The 16518-nt window shown below is 56.5% G+C and carries 11 protein-coding genes; 5 read left to right on the top strand and 6 right to left on the bottom strand.

Going from position 1 to position 16518, the window contains the following annotated elements; all coding sequences use genetic code 11:
* Positions 1–457: 457 nt before the first annotated feature.
* From PZA18_RS21225 to PZA18_RS21205, 5 genes are all read right to left on the bottom strand, one after another.
* Complete coding sequence (locus PZA18_RS21225; protein WP_284102890.1) at positions 458–1213, bottom strand: substrate-binding periplasmic protein; 756 nt, start codon at positions 1211–1213, stop codon at positions 458–460.
* Positions 1214–1270: 57 nt separating this feature from the next.
* Positions 1271–2800, bottom strand: a complete 1530-nt coding sequence (locus tag PZA18_RS21220) for a methyl-accepting chemotaxis protein (protein ID WP_284102889.1) — start codon at positions 2798–2800, stop codon at positions 1271–1273.
* Between the two features lie 320 nt (positions 2801–3120).
* Positions 3121–3588, bottom strand: coding sequence for a transcription elongation factor GreB (gene greB / locus PZA18_RS21215; RefSeq protein WP_331488633.1), 468 nt, complete (start codon positions 3586–3588; stop codon positions 3121–3123).
* Positions 3589–3879: 291 nt separating this feature from the next.
* Positions 3880–5871, bottom strand: coding sequence for a 23S rRNA pseudouridine(2605) synthase RluB (gene rluB, locus PZA18_RS21210; RefSeq protein ID WP_284102887.1), 1992 nt, complete (start codon positions 5869–5871; stop codon positions 3880–3882).
* A 70-nt stretch (positions 5872–5941) separates the two neighbouring features.
* The gene (locus PZA18_RS21205; protein ID WP_284102886.1) at positions 5942–7375 is read right to left on the bottom strand and encodes an aminotransferase-like domain-containing protein; all 1434 of its coding nucleotides are present in this window, start codon (positions 7373–7375) and stop codon (positions 5942–5944) included.
* Between the two features lie 568 nt (positions 7376–7943).
* Between PZA18_RS21205 and radA the strand changes: the two genes are divergently transcribed.
* From radA to PZA18_RS21180, 5 genes are all read left to right on the top strand, one after another.
* Positions 7944–9305 carry a DNA repair protein RadA gene (gene radA, locus PZA18_RS21200; RefSeq protein ID WP_284102885.1) on the top strand — a complete coding sequence of 454 codons (1362 nt, stop codon included), beginning with the start codon at positions 7944–7946 and terminating at the stop codon, positions 9303–9305.
* Positions 9306–9569: 264 nt separating this feature from the next.
* A complete protein-coding gene (gene trxA / locus PZA18_RS21195; protein WP_284102884.1) occupies positions 9570–9896 on the top strand; it encodes a thioredoxin TrxA in 327 nt (108 codons plus the stop codon).
* Between the two features lie 240 nt (positions 9897–10136).
* Entirely contained in the window at positions 10137–11393 is a 1257-nt protein-coding gene (rho, locus tag PZA18_RS21190) for a transcription termination factor Rho (RefSeq protein ID WP_284102883.1), read from the top strand.
* Positions 11394–11499: 106 nt separating this feature from the next.
* A complete protein-coding gene (rpmE, locus tag PZA18_RS21185) occupies positions 11500–11709 on the top strand; it encodes a 50S ribosomal protein L31 (RefSeq protein WP_284102882.1) in 210 nt (69 codons plus the stop codon).
* 100 nt (positions 11710–11809) lie between these two features.
* Positions 11810–13453: an ArnT family glycosyltransferase gene (locus PZA18_RS21180; RefSeq protein ID WP_284102881.1), complete on the top strand. Its 1644-nt coding sequence runs from the start codon at positions 11810–11812 to the stop codon at positions 13451–13453.
* Positions 13454–13573: 120 nt separating this feature from the next.
* Here PZA18_RS21180 and tssH read toward each other — a convergent pair whose 3' ends face one another.
* Positions 13574–16315: a type VI secretion system ATPase TssH gene (tssH, locus tag PZA18_RS21175; protein WP_284102880.1), complete on the bottom strand. Its 2742-nt coding sequence runs from the start codon at positions 16313–16315 to the stop codon at positions 13574–13576.
* Between the last annotated feature and the right edge of the window lie 203 nt (positions 16316–16518).

Raw genomic sequence — 16518 nt, 5'->3', positions numbered from 1 at the left:
CCGCTTAGTGATAAGCCACGCGATTTCCCGTCTGGGCGCACAGGCTGTAAGGCTTGCATCGCAAGCCAACAGCCTGGCAGTCAACGCGGCAGCAGGCCCAAATCCGGCGAAACCCTCCGTCCCCGCAAGGGGGATGCCGTGGCTGTAAGCCGCTTTGCGGCAACAGCCACGCAAGGCCGGGTCGATTTTTGGGGCATGGCGTCGTTAGGGTTCGCTCATTTAGCTCGCTAAACTACTCTCACCCTGCCTCGACCTGCCCCAAAACTCGGCCCGGCGCGACCGGAAACAAAACGTCAACAGAGCCTAGGTTCGCCGAAATCCAGAAAAACAAAAGCCGCCTATATCCAGGCGGCTTTTTTTGCTTCGATGACTTGATCTTAGAGCGATTGGCACCCACGCCTTGAATTCAAGAAGTGCATGCCACCCAAAATTCCAACAAGTTTCAAATATGCCAGTCTCAATTACCCAGTTGTTTCTGCATGATGGCATTGACGTCGATTTTCTTCAGACCCTCAGCCAGGATTTTTGCCCATTCTTTTCCTTTGGCACCTTTTTTGAAGCAGATATAAAGCTTCTTGTCCTCCAGAATTTTCGGGTTCATTTCAAGCGCCGACTGAAAAGAGGCCAATTGCGGATCGGTCTTCATTAAATAGTTGAAGACGTTTTTATCGACAATTGCGAGATCAACCCGTTTACCGCCAAGCTTTAATAAATTCTTGGTGTCATCAAGCGCCACATCAACCGGTTGCTGCTTTTTTGCCACACGATCGTCGAATTCATCGGTATTCACATAGTCTTGCACCACGCCGACTTTTTTCGAGGCGAGATCTGCAACCTTACTCCAGTTATACCCCTCTCCCTTGCGCTGGGCCAAGCCCAGTGGGCCGGTGCCTATCGGCTCGGACAGTTCGAAATCCTTTGCCAATTGGTCTGAAAAATATTCGGGAAAATACCCGGCAAATCCCGGATCATTCTTTCCCAATTCAACTGCCCGGCTCCAAGGATAAAAATTAACACGCAATTCATAACCCATGGCTTTGAAAGCAGCCTTAACCACCGCCACACTCGCCCCTTGCTCCGGTAATTTGGCACCGGTATAGGGCGGCCACTCCAGAGAGGCAATCGTGATGATTTTATTTTCGGCTGCAAGCGCTGTAGAGGCCAATAAACTCACACCCAGACCTAATGCGGTCATCCATTTATTCAGCAACATGATTGCAACCTCCTTGATTCCCACCCCAGCACCAGAGATTTATCCGAAGCAAATTGTTTACACCTTGAATTGCTCGACCATGATCTGTAATTGCACCGCCAGACGGGCCACTTCTTCACTGGCCACGGATGTTTGCTCGGCACCTGTAGCGGCTTCACCCACAATTTTCTGTATCTGGTGAATATTCTGGGTAATGCCGTGCACCATGGTGTTCTGCTGGTCCGTCGAATCGGCAATACCTTCGTTGAGTTCGGCAATCTTGCGAGCCGACTCGGCCAGGTGATCAATGGTACTGCCAGCCATGGTCGCCTCTTTGACGCCCGCATCGGCTTTTTCCTTGCTGCGCTCCATGACACTGACGGCGCGCATGGTGCCATCCTGCAACTGACTGATGACTTTCTGGATTTCGAGTGTTGAGTCGTGGGTACGATTGGCCAGCACCCGGACTTCATCCGCCACCACCGCAAAGCCCCGACCTTGCTCACCGGCTCGAGCCGCCTCAATCGCCGCATTCAAGGCCAGTAAATTGGTCTGCTTGGCAATTTCGTTGATGACGGTAAGCACCGATCCGATCTTCTGGCTGTTTTCAGCCAGTTCCTGAATGACGCCAGCCGCCTTTTCAACCTCCAGTGACGCATCATTGATGGCATTGACGGCCCGCTGGACAATACCCCGTCCTTTGTCGGCCTCGGCATCGGCGTAGGCGGCAGCCTGAGAGGCACCGGCGGTGTGGCCAGAGATTTCGTTGACCTTGGAGGTCATATCGCCCACAGCCATTACCACCTGCGAAGTTTCCTGCTCTTGCAACTGGATGCCATGGTGGGCCTGCTCGGTAATGCGACTGGTCTGCTCGGCTGCGGCGGCAAGCTGAACGGCCGAATCCGCGACTTGCTTGATCACCTGCTGCAGACGCCCGACAAAGACGTTGAACCAGTGAGACACTTCACCGAACTCATCCTTGCTGGATTCATCCAGGCGGCGGGTCAAATCGGCGTCGCCTTCTGCAATCCCATGCAAAGCATTGTTGAGTTGCTTGAGCGGCCGGATCACTACCACAGCCAGTGCGGCGGCCAGGGCCAGCACCAGCAATACGTCGAGTATCACAATCTGCATCACCACACGGGTAAGCGCACTGGCGAGCAGTTTCTCCATTTCGGAGCGGGAAACAAAAATGGTGGCTATGGCCACTTGTTTGGTCTGGCCGTTGTCATTGAAGTGCAGCGGAACTTCAACTTTTTGTCCTTCGGCTTTCGAATCCTTGCTCGCCACCACCAGCTTGCCGTCACTGGCCCTGACCCGGCCATCAACCAGCTCTTTGCCATTCGAGAGCAGGATGCCGTTGAAAACCTTGGAAGCCATCTCGGCTTCGAGAATCTGGCCGATCTGGTTTTTATCGAAATTCCAGATAGCCGCCGGCAAGCTGAGTTGCAGGCGTTTACTCAGCGCATCACTCTGGTCCTTGAGCCCGGCCTCAAATTCACCCTTGGTGATTCCGTAGTTCACCGCGCCGGACACCCCCAGCAACAAGGTTACGATCACCACCGACAGCGCAATCAACTTGACGCTAATCCGTTGCATGAAGCGCATTCGATTCTCCCTTATCACTTCGAAAAGTGATCAATGAACAAGGCCGCGGGCCAATAGGCCTGTGGTAGCCATCGAATTACGCCACCGCAATAGGCCAGACACTATTGATACCCTCAACATGATTACTAGAAGTTTCGACGCACCAAAGCAAGCAAGGCGCGGCTTTTATGCCACGCCTTGTCTGGTTCTCGCGATAAAACTGGAAAGTTATTGACCAAGCACAAACGGCACGCGGAAGACGCTGTCCGTTTGTCGGGGAGAGAGCGAAAGCTATCCGCGAGCGCGTAAAAGCTTCAAATCAGGGGCGATTTTGGGGAGGGTTAATCCAGCGCCTTGTATTCAACCTGCAGGATCTCCAGCTCTTCATCACCTGCCGGTGTGCGCAATACCACCACATCACCTTCCCTGGCCCGCGTCAGAGTCCGGGCAATCGGCGAAATCCAGGTGACATAGCCTTTATCAAGATCCAGCTCATCAATGCCAACGATGCTGATCGTATGCTCGCTCCCATCCGGACGGGCATAAGTCACCGTCGCCCCAAAGAAGATCTGATCTGTCGGCTCGCGGGATTCCGGATCAACCACCTCGGCATTTTCGAGCCGCTTGGTCAGAAAGCGGATACGGCGATCAATTTCTCGCAGCCGCTTTTTGCCGTAGATGTAGTCACCATTCTCCGAGCGATCGCCATTACCAGCCGCCCAGGCAATCATCTGCGTGAGCTCTGGCCGTTCTCTGGTCACCAGTACATGCAACTCTTCCCGCAGCCGGTTCCAGCCCTTGGGGGTCATGTAGTTCTTGGCATTGGCCGGAATTTGCAAATGGGCCGGCAATGCATCGTCATCGTCCTGCTCGGACTCTTTGGTAAATGCCTTACTCATAAACGCCGTATGGTCCGTTAAACAAAATCCATTTTAAAAGCCCATTGACCTGGCCTGAGCACCTCCAGACCAGCACCAGTCCGTCGTTGCCACATCGCCCCATCACCATGCAATCGCGCCCCTCAGACACCCCCTGCGGGGTGCCCATCAGGGCGCGATGTGACTATTTGCGGCGGTGGGCGACGAGACGCCACCGGCTTATCAGTTGGCAGTGCCCGTCAACCCCAGCCCTGCCCACTTCAACACTGCCAGCACTTCGGTTTCGTCCAGCTCGTAGTATTGGCCACGTTTGAGGCGCGAGGGCATCGACATTGAGCCGAAACGCACACGCATCAGCCGCGATACGGTAAAGCCAAAGTATTCAAACATACGGCGCACTTCGCGGTTACGCCCCTCCCGAATCACGACGCGATACCAGTGGTTATGCCCTTCACCGCCGTGGTCTTCCAGGCGCTCGAATCTGGCTGGACCGTCTTCCAGCGCAATACCTCGGGTAATTTCTGTTTTCTGCTCGTCGGTCAGCTGCCCGAGGATACGCACGGCGTACTCACGCTCCACTTCAAACCGGGGATGCATCATGCGATTGGCCAACTCGCCCGACGTGGTGAACACCAACAAGCCGCTGGTGTTGTAATCCAGGCGACCGATCGCTACCCACTTGCTGGAATGCAGACGCGGCAGACGATCAAACACGGTTACTCGCCCTTCCGGGTCATCACGGCTGACGATTTCACCTTCCGGCTTGTGATACATGACGATACGCGGCAAGCGGTCAGGCCATTTGATATGCACAATCTTGCCATCAACCCGCACGACGTTACCCGGCGACACCCGCGCACCCAGAACCGACACGACACCATCGACGCTGACGCGGCCTGCGGCAATCCACTCTTCGCACTCACGGCGGGAACCCAATCCGGTGTAAGCCAGCGCCTTTTGCAGACGCTGCTCGTCAATATGCCGGGCTTCTACGCGCTTCTCACGCAATTGCTGCTGAACCAGCACCTGCTTCTGATTACCGCCGCGCATCGGCATTTTCTTGGCCGGTGCAACCTGCAGCGGCTTGAAGCGCGGCGGTGGAGCGAAGCCGTCACCACGCGGCATATCATTCTGTCCCGGATTTCGGCGCGGGCCACGCTCTTCGCTGCCGGTATAGTTTGACCTGCGCGGCTGCCCAGCTCCCTCCCGACGCATCGACTGGTCGTCACGCCCGCGACCAAAGCGCTCCTGCTCCGGCGCACGGTCATCGCGACGGCCTTCGTAGCGCGGTGACTGACGTCGGCCATCACCAGACTCGCTGGAAGAGAATCGGCGCTCCTCGCCATAGCGCCCGGCTCCGCCACGTGCATCCCGCGCCGGAGGACGGGAGTCATATCCGCCACCATCAGCCGAACCACGCCGACCACCCTGGCTACCACGCGGGGCTTCATCCCAAGCTCCAGCTGGCCGGGACCGATTGCCATCGCGCCCTCTTTCCTGTCGATCTCCGTATCCACTTCCTCGCTCGTTGCGCGGCGGGAAACGTTCATCCGACCGATTACCGTCCTGGAAGCGTCCTGCCGGTCGGCGTTCGCCCCCCTGACGCTCCTGAAAGCCACGTCCTTCATCATGACGACGCTCGTAAGGCGCGCCACCGGAAGAGCGTCGATCTTCGTAGCGGTTGCCGCCGCCAAACCGGTCACCCTGACCGCCCGGCTGGCGATTCTGGCCACGCCCCCCCCCTTCAAAACGCCCTTCCCCCCCTCGCTGATTCCGTTCATCACGGCCTTGATAACGGTCCCGCCCGGCTCCGCTGGACTCCTCGAAACGTCCAGCCCCAGAACGACGCTCGTCATTGAAACGTCCACCGCCAGCCGGGCGTCTGTCATCCTGGCGTTCGTTGCCATAGCCACCAGGCTGACGGTCGCGACCCCGCTCGGACCGGTCAGCATAACCGCCTTGCGGTTCACCCCTCCCCGCAAAGCGCGGACCACCTCGACCCGAGCTGCCCTCACGGCGCTCGGACCAGCCGCCGGACTGCTCGCCCCGGCTTCCAGACCAATTGCCTTGCGGTTTCTGGTCGCCATGCCCCCCTCGTCCGGCAGGCATTGGCTTGCCTCGGCCGGCAAAAGCCGGTGCGGGTTGACGAGCCTGCTTCTGCTCCGTCACGGGTGGGCGGCTAAGTTTTAACGTTGGTTTACGGGGCGATGACATGAAAGAACTCCAATGAGAAACGGCGGTCACTCACCGCCGTTTCGAAAGACTGTTGATTTGAATGGCTGAATTATACGCGCACAACCCCGGTTCGGCTTGCCTGGGCAACCATTCTGCCAAGATATTCAAAAACTGCCGGCTGATCACAGTGCGCGACATTGAACCGAAACCAGGAGCTGCGAACCATATTCGGGCAGAACAACTGGCCCGGCGCCAGCAAAACCCCCTCCTGCAATGCCGGGCTGGCCATCAAGGAAGAGTCTTCGACCGCCGGATGCCGCGCATAGACAAACATGCCATCCTGTGGCTGTAACCACAGCTCGAAGCCAAGCTTCTCAAGCTGGGTGCAGACTCTGGTCATGGCGCCGCGTAAGCGGCCCTTCACTCTATCCATATGCTTGCGGTATGACCCCTCTGTCAGCATGGTATGAATCACCCGCTCCGCAGCTTCCGAGCTGGCGATCGCAGTCAGCAACTTCAGATTGCAGATATCCTCAATCCGCCGTGGCGATGCGGCGATAAAGCCAACGCGCATATTGGCTGACAGTGTTTTGGAAAAGCTGCCAACGTAGATCACCCGATTCAGCTGATCGAGCGCAGCCAATCTTTCACCCGGTCCAGCCTGAAAGTCACTGTAGATATCATCCTCGACGATCGTGATGTCGTACTTCTCAGCCAACTGCAGGATGCGGAATGCAATCGCCGGCGACAGGCTGCTACCTGTCGGGTTATGCAGCACGCTGTTCGTGAGAAATACTTTGGGCTTGTGCAGGGCCAGCAAACGTTCGAGTTCGACAATGTCCGGACCATTCGGGGTGCGAGGCACCCCGACGATACGCGCCCCATGCAGCTTGAGATTGGCAAAAACCGTGAAGAAGCCTGGAGCATCCACCAGCACCACATCCCCCTCATTCACCAGATAGCGCGAGAGTAGATCTAGTGCCTGCATGGCCCCTTGCGTCAGCAGAATCTGCGAAGGTGGCGCTTCGATATCCAGCTCGGACAGCCGGATCTGCAACTGCTGCCGCAGTGGCAAATAGCCGAAAGGCTCGCCATAACAGGTCAGCCTGGCCTTCTGCCGGCGAGCGAGGTCGCGCAAGGCTTTCTCCAGCTCCGCTTCAGGCATCCAATCAGAAGGCAGCCATCCGCAGCCGACTTTCAGGATATTGTTGTCGAGCGCCAAGGCATCGGTACGCAGTAACCACAAACTATCAAATACCCGCGCTAGCGGCTGCTCTCTGCGCAACTCCAGCTTTGGCTCCGGTCGGCTGGCCACAAAAAAACCTGCACCGCGCCGGGATGCTACGAACCCCTGCGCAACCAGGCGGTCGTACGCTTCCACAACCGTAAACTTGGACACCCCATATTCGGCCGCAAACCCCCGTATTGACGGCAATCTGGCGCCAGGGCGCAGACTCTTGTTCTGAATCTGCGTGACAAATTGCTCAACGATCTGCTCAACCAGAGGCTGGCCACCTTCATGCACTATCTGCAATGGTGTCATCTAAAAAACCTTTAACTGTCCACAACCGTACAGGCATTGTCAGACGACATGGCCGGACTTTCAAGCCTACTGTCTGATCCTGGCATTCTTGCCATTTCCTTTTCGGCCACATTGGGCTCTGTTGACGTTTTGTTTTCGGATCGCGTTTCGTCGGATTTGAGCCTGATGCAAGGCGAAAAGTGCGCAGCTTAAGTGGGCCAAGCAAGCGATTTCCCGTCTGGGCGCACAGGCCGTAACGCTTGCATTGCAAGCCAACAGCCAGGCAGTCAACGCGGCAGCAGGCCCAAACCCGTCGAAACCCTCCGTCCCCGCAGGGGGGATGCCGTGGCTGTAAGCCGCTTTGCGGCAACAGCCACGCAAGGCCGGGTCGACTTTTGGGGCATGGCGTCGTTAGGGTTCGCTTATCTAGCTCGCTAAACTACTCTCACCCTGCCTCGCCCTGCCCCAAAACTCGGCACGGCGCGACAGGAAACAGGACGTCACCAGAGCATAGAGAAGACGTAGCGTATTTACCTCTACCAGAATAGATTTCCCTAAACTATTGCAATTCCCTCAACCTGAATACCTTATGAGCAAGTCCAAGACCCAATACGTTTGCAGTGACTGCGGGGGCGCTTCTCCGAAATGGCAAGGACAGTGTCCAGCCTGTGGCGCCTGGAACACCCTGACCGAATCAATTGCCGAAACACGCGGCAGTTCCCGCTTTCAATCCCTGGCCGCTACCGGCACCGTGCGAAGACTGTCTGAAGTAGAGACTGCCGAATCACCCCGCACTACAACCGGCAGCGAAGAGCTGGATCGCGTACTGGGCGGCGGCTTGGTGGGCGGGGCCGTAGTGCTAATTGGCGGCGACCCCGGCATCGGTAAATCCACTTTGCTGCTGCAAGCGCTTTGCCATATCGGCCTTGACCGGCGCGTGCTCTACGTCTCAGGAGAGGAGTCGCCCCAGCAGATTGCTTTGCGTGCGAGCCGACTGGCCGTCAATGCCGAGCCTGTCATGCTGTTTTCGGAAATTCATCTGGAGTCCATCCTTGCCGTTCTGGAAAAGGAGAAACCAGAGTTCGCCGTCATCGACTCTATTCAGACGGTGTATAGCGAGGCATTGCAGTCCGCCCCAGGCAGCGTCGCACAGGTACGCGAGTGCGCTGCACAGCTGACACGCTTTGCCAAAAAAACCGGCACAACCATGATTATCGTAGGTCACGTGACCAAGGAAGGTGCCTTGGCCGGGCCGCGCGTGCTGGAGCACATCGTTGACTCGGTCCTGTACTTCGAGGGCGACACCCATTCCAGCTTTCGATTGATCCGGGCAATCAAGAACCGTTTCGGCGCAGTCAACGAGATCGGCGTGTTTGCCATGACGGAAAAAGGTATTCGTGGCGTCAGCAACCCCTCCGCACTGTTTCTATCCCAGCATAGCGAGCCCGTACCAGGCGCCTGCGTGCTGGTTACCCAGGAAGGCAGCCGACCGCTTCTGGTGGAAGTTCAGGCGCTGGTAGATGAGGCACACGCACCCAATCCGCGCCGCCTTTCAGTGGGACTGGAACAAAATCGCTTAGCCATGCTGCTCGCGGTCTTGCATCGGCACGCTGGCGTTGCCTGCTTTGATCAGGACGTGTTCGTCAATGCCGTAGGTGGCGTAAAAATCGCCGAGCCAGCCTCTGATCTGGCCGTACTGCTCGCGATTGTTTCTTCATTGCGCAATCGACCATTGCCTGAGGGTTTGGTTGTTTTTGGCGAAATCGGACTGGCCGGCGAAATCCGCCCCGTACAGCGTGGGCAGGAACGCCTGCGCGAAGCAGCCAAGCTGGGCTTTACTGCCGCCATCGTACCCAAAGCCAACCTGCCCAAACACGCGATCGGCGAGATGAAGATTGTTGGAGTAGAACGCCTGTCCGAAGCCATCGATGCCGCGCGTGAACTGCAATAATTCGCGCCCACCGTCTTGATTTAGCGCGCAACGCCGCCAATATTCATTGCATCGCTTCATGCTGATCTGGCACATCCCACATCAGCAAATTCAAGCAGATAGTGCTTCAACACCACCGCTGGCCTTTACCAGGCGGGGATAAAATCCCGGGTAGCCACACCACAACGCTTTGCGCAAAGCCGCATTTTGGCTAGCATAGCGCGAACACTTGAGCTCGCAGGCATCCTTGCCAAGCCCATGAGCAAACGATTGGAGAACAACACAATGAGCGAACATATCCACTACGTCACCGACAGCACCTTCGAGCAAGATGTGCTGCAGTCTGCACAACCCGTTCTGGTTGATTACTGGGCGGACTGGTGCGGTCCTTGCAAAATGATCGCTCCAATTCTGGATGAAGTCGCAACCGAATATGCCGGCCGGTTGAAAGTAGCCAAACTGAATATTGATGAAAATCAAGCCACTCCGCCCAAATATGGCATTCGCGGCATCCCTACCTTGATGATTTTCAAGAATGGAAATGTCGAAGCCACAAAGGTAGGCGCTTTGTCCAAGTCGCAACTTACTGCTTTTATCGACAGTCATTTGTAAGCTACAATCTGTAATTACTTGGCGACGCCATGCAATTAATCAAGGATTAAATTTTGCGTCGCCAAGCTTAACTCGCATTGACATGCAAGTTTCCAGCGTATAATCTTCAGCCAGAATCTAATTTCTCCCTGCATTACTGCGGTGTTTTTCCGATAATGCAAAACCGACCGGCAATTCAGCCCGTCGTTTTCATCCCAAACCCCCAAATCCTTCATTCTCCTTCGAGTCATCGCAGCTGCTATGCACTTATCCGATTTAAAGCATTTACACGTTTCCGAGCTAGTCGAAATGGCAACCGCCAATGAAATCGACGGCGCAAACCGGATGCGAAAGCAGGATTTAATATTTGCCCTGCTCAAAAATCAGGCAAAACGTGGTGAAAGTATTTACGGCGATGGCGCTTTGGAAGTTTTGCCCGATGGATTTGGCTTTTTGCGTTCGCCAGATACTTCTTATTTGGCAGGCCCCGACGACATTTACGTAAGTCCTTCGCAAATCCGCCGTTTCAATTTACATACCGGCGATACCGTCGAGGGTGAAATCCGAACACCTAAAGATGGTGAACGTTACTTTGCCCTGGTAAAAGTGGATCGCGTAAATGGCGAGCCGCCTGAAAATACCAAACACAAAATCCTGTTTGAAAACCTCACGCCTTTATTTCCCAGCGAAAGACTCATGCTGGAGCGTGATATTCGAGCCGAGGAAAATATTACCGGGCGAGTCATTGATCTGATCGCCCCGATAGGCAAAGGTCAGCGTGGCCTGCTGGTTGCGCCGCCCAAGTCCGGCAAAACCGTGATGCTGCAGCATATCGCCCACGCCATTACTTCCAATCATCCGGAAGTCATGCTGATCGTATTGCTAATTGACGAGCGCCCTGAAGAAGTCACCGAAATGCAACGTTCGGTAAAAGGTGAAGTTGTCAGCTCAACATTTGATGAGCCCGCCACCCGCCATGTTCAGGTCGCCGAAATGGTGATTGAGAAGGCTAAGCGCTTGGTCGAACACAAAAAAGACGTCGTGATTCTGCTTGACTCAATCACACGCCTGGCACGCGCTTACAATACGGTCGTCCCTGCCTCAGGCAAAGTACTGACCGGCGGTGTGGATGCCAATGCCCTGCAGCGGCCCAAACGCTTCTTTGGGGCTGCCCGAAATATTGAGGAAGGCGGTAGTCTGACCATCATCGCCACGGCCCTGATCGACACAGGCAGCCGCATGGATGATGTGATTTACGAAGAATTCAAAGGTACCGGCAATATGGAAATCCATCTCGACCGTCGCATGGCCGAGAAGCGGATCTACCCGGCAATCAATGTCAACCGGTCCGGCACACGTCGCGAGGAATTGCTGATCCCGCAAGACCAACTACAACGCATTTGGGTATTACGCAAGCTGCTCTACCCAATGGACGACCTTGATGCGATGGAATTCCTGCTTGACAAGATTCGCGGCGCCAAGAATAACGCGGACTTTTTCGACTCAATGCGGCGCTAAGCACTGCGGCCTTTTGCTTGCCAAAGCAAGGTTGCAGGCTTCATAATAAACGTTTTACCCAAATGGGCACTGCACAATCCAGGCCCGCCTTTTCCAAAGGATTCCCATGAAAACCGGTATTCACCCTAACTACACTGAAATCAATGTGACCTGCTCTTGCGGCAACGCCTTCAAGACTGGCTCGACCATGGGCAAAGACTTGCACATTGAAGTTTGTGCTGCCTGCCACCCTTTCTACACTGGCAAGCAAAAAATGGTAGACACGGCAGGTCGTGTTGAGAAATTCCGCCAGAAGTACGGCGCATTCAAGCGCTAAGCTTCTCGCCAAGGGCTTCTGGCCCCGAGACAAAAAGGCAGCGCAAGCTGCCTTTTTTGCTATTTGCCCTGCCGATCTACAAGCGTGACACGCAACCACCATGCTTACCTACACGCCCCCCCATGAACTACCCTTGCCTAAGCCAACCGAGAAACCGTGGCTGCTGCTACTGCTTTGTCTGGTTTGGCTAATACCCGGCCTGATAGGGCGCGAGCCGCTCAAGCCCGATGAAATTGTCTTGGCCGACATCATCCGGCATTGGCTAAATGGCGCCAATTGGCTGGTGCCGCAGGTGGCCGGGCAAGCTCTGGTGGAGCATCCTCCCTTGTTTCACTGGGTGGCCGCGTTCTTTGCACGCATGAGTCAGGGATGGCTCCCCATTCATGACGCGGCCCGGCTTGCCTCTGGTTTCTTTACGGCCCTTGCACTTTGGGGAACTGGCCTGACTGGCCGCGAGCTGATCGGCCGCCGCCATGGCCGGAGCGCGGTCCTTATCCTGCTGGGTTCCCTCGGACTGTTGCTGCCCGGACATTTACTTTCACCTAGCCCCGCCTTACTGGCCGGCTACGCCTTTGCAATGTATGGCCTGTCATTGGCACCGCGCCTGACTCAGCTGGCTGGCAGTGTGCTTGGCATCTCGCTAGCCATCATGTTCATGGCCGGCAGTCTGGTTGAGCCGATGCTGATGCTGGCTTCAGCATGGCTGGTCAGTCATCTTGCAAGTTGGAGCTCTCGGATACGTATCACCACATTTTCGATTGCCTTGGCAGTGGCATTGCCGCTCGCAGCAGCATGGCCGTTGGCACTATTACAGCAAGCGCCGGAGACCTTCGAATTTTGGTGGCAAACCCATGCACTTGGATTCTTTGGTGGTTTTGGCAACGCCTCGGTCTTCCATCCTTTTGGTTACTATCTCAAGTTACTTCCTTGGTTTGCCTGGCCAGCCTGGCCGATTGCTGCAGCCAGCCTCTGGATGCTCAAGGACCGGCTTGATGAAGTCCGCATCCGGCTACCACTCGTACTAATCCTCTGCTACATCATCCCGGTGATCATCGCCGTACGCGAATATCCCGACTATGCGTTGCCCCTGCTCCCGCCACTGGCCATTCTGGGTGCCGCCGGGTTGGATATTCAACGCCGTGGCATGGCAGCATTCCTCAACTGGTTTGGTGTCATGACATTCGGGTTGCTCGCTCTGTTGCTATGGCTAGGCTGGCTAGCCTTGCACTTTGGCATACCTCCCCGCATGGCAGCACGGGCGATCGCCTTGGCACCAGGATTCCAGCCCGTGTTTTCCCCCATCGCCGCTGTGGTGGGTATCGTTATGAGCCTGGTCTGGCTGTGGGCCGTATCACGCCGTCGTCCCATGGGCCGACAAGCGGTTACCAACTGGGCGGCCGGGGTCACATTGGTCTGGGGGCTAGCCATGGCTTTCTGGCTCCCCTGGTCGGATGCTCGCACCAGTTACCGACCGCTGGCCAACCAACTCAGCCAGGTCATTTACTCGCAAGGAAATCAATGTGTGTCCAGCTGGAAACTCGGTGACAGCCAACGCGGTATGCTGCACTACTACGCCGGTATACGTACTCAGCGGCTGGAAGACACCATCATGCCTCGATGCCCCTTGCTGCTTGTACAGGCGGATGATCCCTCGGCCGTCGCTTTCCGCAACTGGCATATGATCTGGCGCGGCAATCGCGCAGGTGACGAAACCGAGCACTATGTGCTGTTCCGACAACCATAAATACTTCTGTCACGTATGCCGGATATCAATTCATCCGCGTACCAAAAAAAGGGACGTCGCAGACGTCCCTTTTTTATAAGCACCACTCGGCGTCTTCAGCTGGCGCCGTGACGACAACTCTCAACTGAACTCATAGACGATCTCGCCCTCTGCTGCAGACAGCACAATACTTTGCAGAGACTGGGCCTTGGAGAGTCGAGACAGGATCTCAGTAGACAGGCGCGGTAAAACGGTACTAGTCAGGATGGCGTCGATCATTCGGCCACCACTCTCGATTTCATTGCAACGCGCCGCAATCAGGCCGATCAAGCTACTGTCGTAGCGCATATCCACCTTGTGGTTCGCCGACACCCGCTTGGCGATTCGATCCAGCTGCAGGCGGATAATATCCGCCAAAATGGCATCGGAGAGCGGGTAGTACGGTACAACGTTCAGCCGTCCCAGCAACGCCGCCGGGAAGACTTCGCGCAGTGGCGCACGCAGCGCCTTGGCAATACCCTCGGGTTCCGGCATCAGCTCCGGGTCTTTGCATAGACTCATCACCAGATCGCTCCCCACATTGGAGGTGAGTAAAATCACCGTATTGCGGAAGTCGATATAACGTCCTTCGCCATCTTCCATCCAGCCTTTGTCGAAAACCTGAAAAAAGATTTCGTGGACATCGGAATGCGCCTTCTCGATCTCATCCAGCAGCACCACGCTGTAAGGACGCCGACGTACCGCCTCGGTCAATACCCCCCCTTCGCCATAACCAACATAACCGGGTGGAGCGCCTTTAAGGGTAGAAACGGTGTGGGCTTCCTGAAATTCGCTCATATTGATCGAAATCAGGTTCTGCTCGCCACCGTAGAGCATTTCCGCCAGCGTCAGCGCTGTTTCGGTCTTACCGACGCCAGACGGCCCCACCAACATGAAAACTCCGATCGGCTTGTTCGGATCATCAAGCCGGGCGCGTGAGGTCTGAACGCGACGGGCAATCGCCTCCAATGCATGGTTCTGACCAAGCACCCGCTCATTCAAACGATCAGCTAACTTGAGCACCGCTTCGATCTCGTCTTTCACCATGCGCCCAACCGGAATGCCGGTCCAATCGGCCACGACCGCCGCAACAGCCATCTCATCTACGGTCGATAGCACCAAGGGTTTGTCCGCTTGCAACTCGGCAAGCTTGGCCTGAAGCGCCTGCAGGTGTGCGAGCTTTTCTTCACGCGTTGCCGCATCAGAGGCGGGCTGGGCTTCGGCAATGAATGCCGCACCATCCACACTGCCTTCTTCGGCTGACGCAGCCAGCTCAGCGGCCTCGGCATCATCCTGCTCCAGCTCAGCCACCAGTTTTGCCAGCTCTCGGCGGGCCTCAAGAATGGAATGCGTCAGCTCACGCTCAGCCGTCCAGCGGGCCTCCAGCGTCGCCAGTTCGGCGCGGCGCTCGGCCAGTTCAGCCTCAATCACTTCACGGCGACCCGGTGTTCCCAAGCCAATAGCAGCTTCCCGGCAAACAATCGCCAATTCGGTTTCCAGCGCCTCAATGGCTTTTTGCTCGTCTTCAATATGCCCCGGCGTTGCATACTGGCTGACCGCCACACGTGCGCAAGCGGTATCCAGCAGGCTGACCGACTTATCCGGCAGCTGCCGGGCAGGAATATAGCGATGGGAGAGGCGCACCGAGGCTTCGAGAGCGCTATCGAGAATCTGCACACCATGATGTCGCTCAAGCTGGTCGGTCAGCCCACGCATCATCTTCAGCGCCTTGGCCTCGTCCGGCTCATGCACCTGTACAACCTGAAAGCGACGGGTCAGCGCCGGGTCTTTCTCGATATGGCGCTTGTACTCGCTCCAGGTCGTGGCCGCGATAGTCCGCAAAGTACCGCGCGCCAGGGCGGGCTTCAGCAGGTTGGCGGCATCGCCGGTGCCAGCCGCACCACCCGCACCAATCAGGGTATGAGCTTCATCAATGAACAGAATGATGGGCTTCTCGGAGGACTGGACTTCCTCGATCACCTGCCGCAATCGGTTTTCAAACTCCCCCTTCATGCTGGCGCCGGCTTGCAACAGACCAATATCCAGCACCATCAGGCTCACTTCACGCAGAGGTGGAGGTACATCTCCCTTGGCAATGCGCAGGGCGAAACCTTCCACCACGGCGGTCTTGCCAACGCCAGCCTCCCCCGTCAGCAAGGGATTATTCTGGCGCCGACGCATCAGAATATCGACGATCTGGCGGATCTCATCGTCACGGCCTGTTACTGCGTCCAGCTCGCCAGCCCGGGCGCGGGCGGTCAGATCAACGGCATAGCGCTTGAGCGCTTCCTGCTTGCCCATGGCAGCCGGCGCTATCGCCTCGCTGGCCTCGCCAGGAGCAGCCGTCTGAAAGCTGGTCGCCAATTGGTCTTCCGGGGAGCCCGAGACGATGCTGGCGTTATCCGCTGCCAAGCGTGTCAGGTCTATGCGACGGAATTCGGAAGAAATCTTGAACAGCGCATCACACAAAAAACCGGTGTGCAGCATCCCCACCAGCAGGTGGACACCGCGGATATTGGCGGCATTGCACGCCAATGAGGCATAAACCCAGGCCCGCTCGACAGCATTTTCCAGATCTGCCGAGAGGTCGATGCTGTCAGAAGTGCGTGGCAGCCGCTCAAGCACCGCCGACAGGTCATTGGCAAGCTTTGCTTCATCCAGCCCAAAATGGCGGATGACGCGATGCCAATCGGAGTCCTGTAGATTCAGAATCTGATTCACCCAATGAACCAGCTCGACCTTGGGGTGATGCCGCAGCTTGCCAAAAACGACGGCGCTTTCCACTGCCTTGAACAACAGTGGGTTGAGTTTGCCAAACAGCGTGGCGCGATTGATAACGGTCATCTTGTTTGCTGTCCTGTCATGAAAATGGGTACTGGCACACTTGGCAGATTGACGGCTCATCCCGAGTCAACACAGGCCCCTGCCTGGGCCAACCTGCACGACCCAATCAAACCGGACCGTCATTCCAGCCGTCAACGACACCTTTACAACATACTCGAAAACCCACTGCCCCCAGCCTTACAGCCTGCAAGGCCGGCGTGAAG

It is taken from the genome of Parachitinimonas caeni, from assembly GCF_030129945.1.
In the GTDB taxonomy this organism is placed as follows: domain Bacteria; phylum Pseudomonadota; class Gammaproteobacteria; order Burkholderiales; family Chitinimonadaceae; genus Parachitinimonas; species Parachitinimonas caeni.
The sequence above is the reverse complement of the archived record's forward strand: the minus strand, read 5'-3'. Positions and strand labels throughout refer to the sequence as shown.

Excerpts from the sequence above, each read along its gene's own strand:
- greB (WP_331488633.1), bottom strand. The coding sequence starts at position 3,588 with ATGACCCCCAAGGGCTGGAACCGGCTGCGGGAAGAGTTGCATGTACTG.
- PZA18_RS21225 (WP_284102890.1), bottom strand. The coding sequence starts at position 1,213 with ATGTTGCTGAATAAATGGATGACCGCATTAGGTCTGGGTGTGAGTTTA.
- PZA18_RS21205 (WP_284102886.1), bottom strand. The coding sequence starts at position 7,375 with ATGACACCATTGCAGATAGTGCATGAAGGTGGCCAGCCTCTGGTTGAG.
- rho (WP_284102883.1), top strand. The coding sequence starts at position 10,137 with ATGCACTTATCCGATTTAAAGCATTTACACGTTTCCGAGCTAGTCGAA.
- tssH (WP_284102880.1), bottom strand. The coding sequence starts at position 16,315 with ATGACCGTTATCAATCGCGCCACGCTGTTTGGCAAACTCAACCCACTG.
- PZA18_RS21180 (WP_284102881.1), top strand. The coding sequence starts at position 11,810 with ATGCTTACCTACACGCCCCCCCATGAACTACCCTTGCCTAAGCCAACC.
- rpmE (WP_284102882.1), top strand. The coding sequence starts at position 11,500 with ATGAAAACCGGTATTCACCCTAACTACACTGAAATCAATGTGACCTGC.
- PZA18_RS21220 (WP_284102889.1), bottom strand. The coding sequence starts at position 2,800 with ATGCGCTTCATGCAACGGATTAGCGTCAAGTTGATTGCGCTGTCGGTG.
- radA (WP_284102885.1), top strand. The coding sequence starts at position 7,944 with ATGAGCAAGTCCAAGACCCAATACGTTTGCAGTGACTGCGGGGGCGCT.
- trxA (WP_284102884.1), top strand. The coding sequence starts at position 9,570 with ATGAGCGAACATATCCACTACGTCACCGACAGCACCTTCGAGCAAGAT.
- rluB (WP_284102887.1), bottom strand. The coding sequence starts at position 5,871 with ATGTCATCGCCCCGTAAACCAACGTTAAAACTTAGCCGCCCACCCGTG.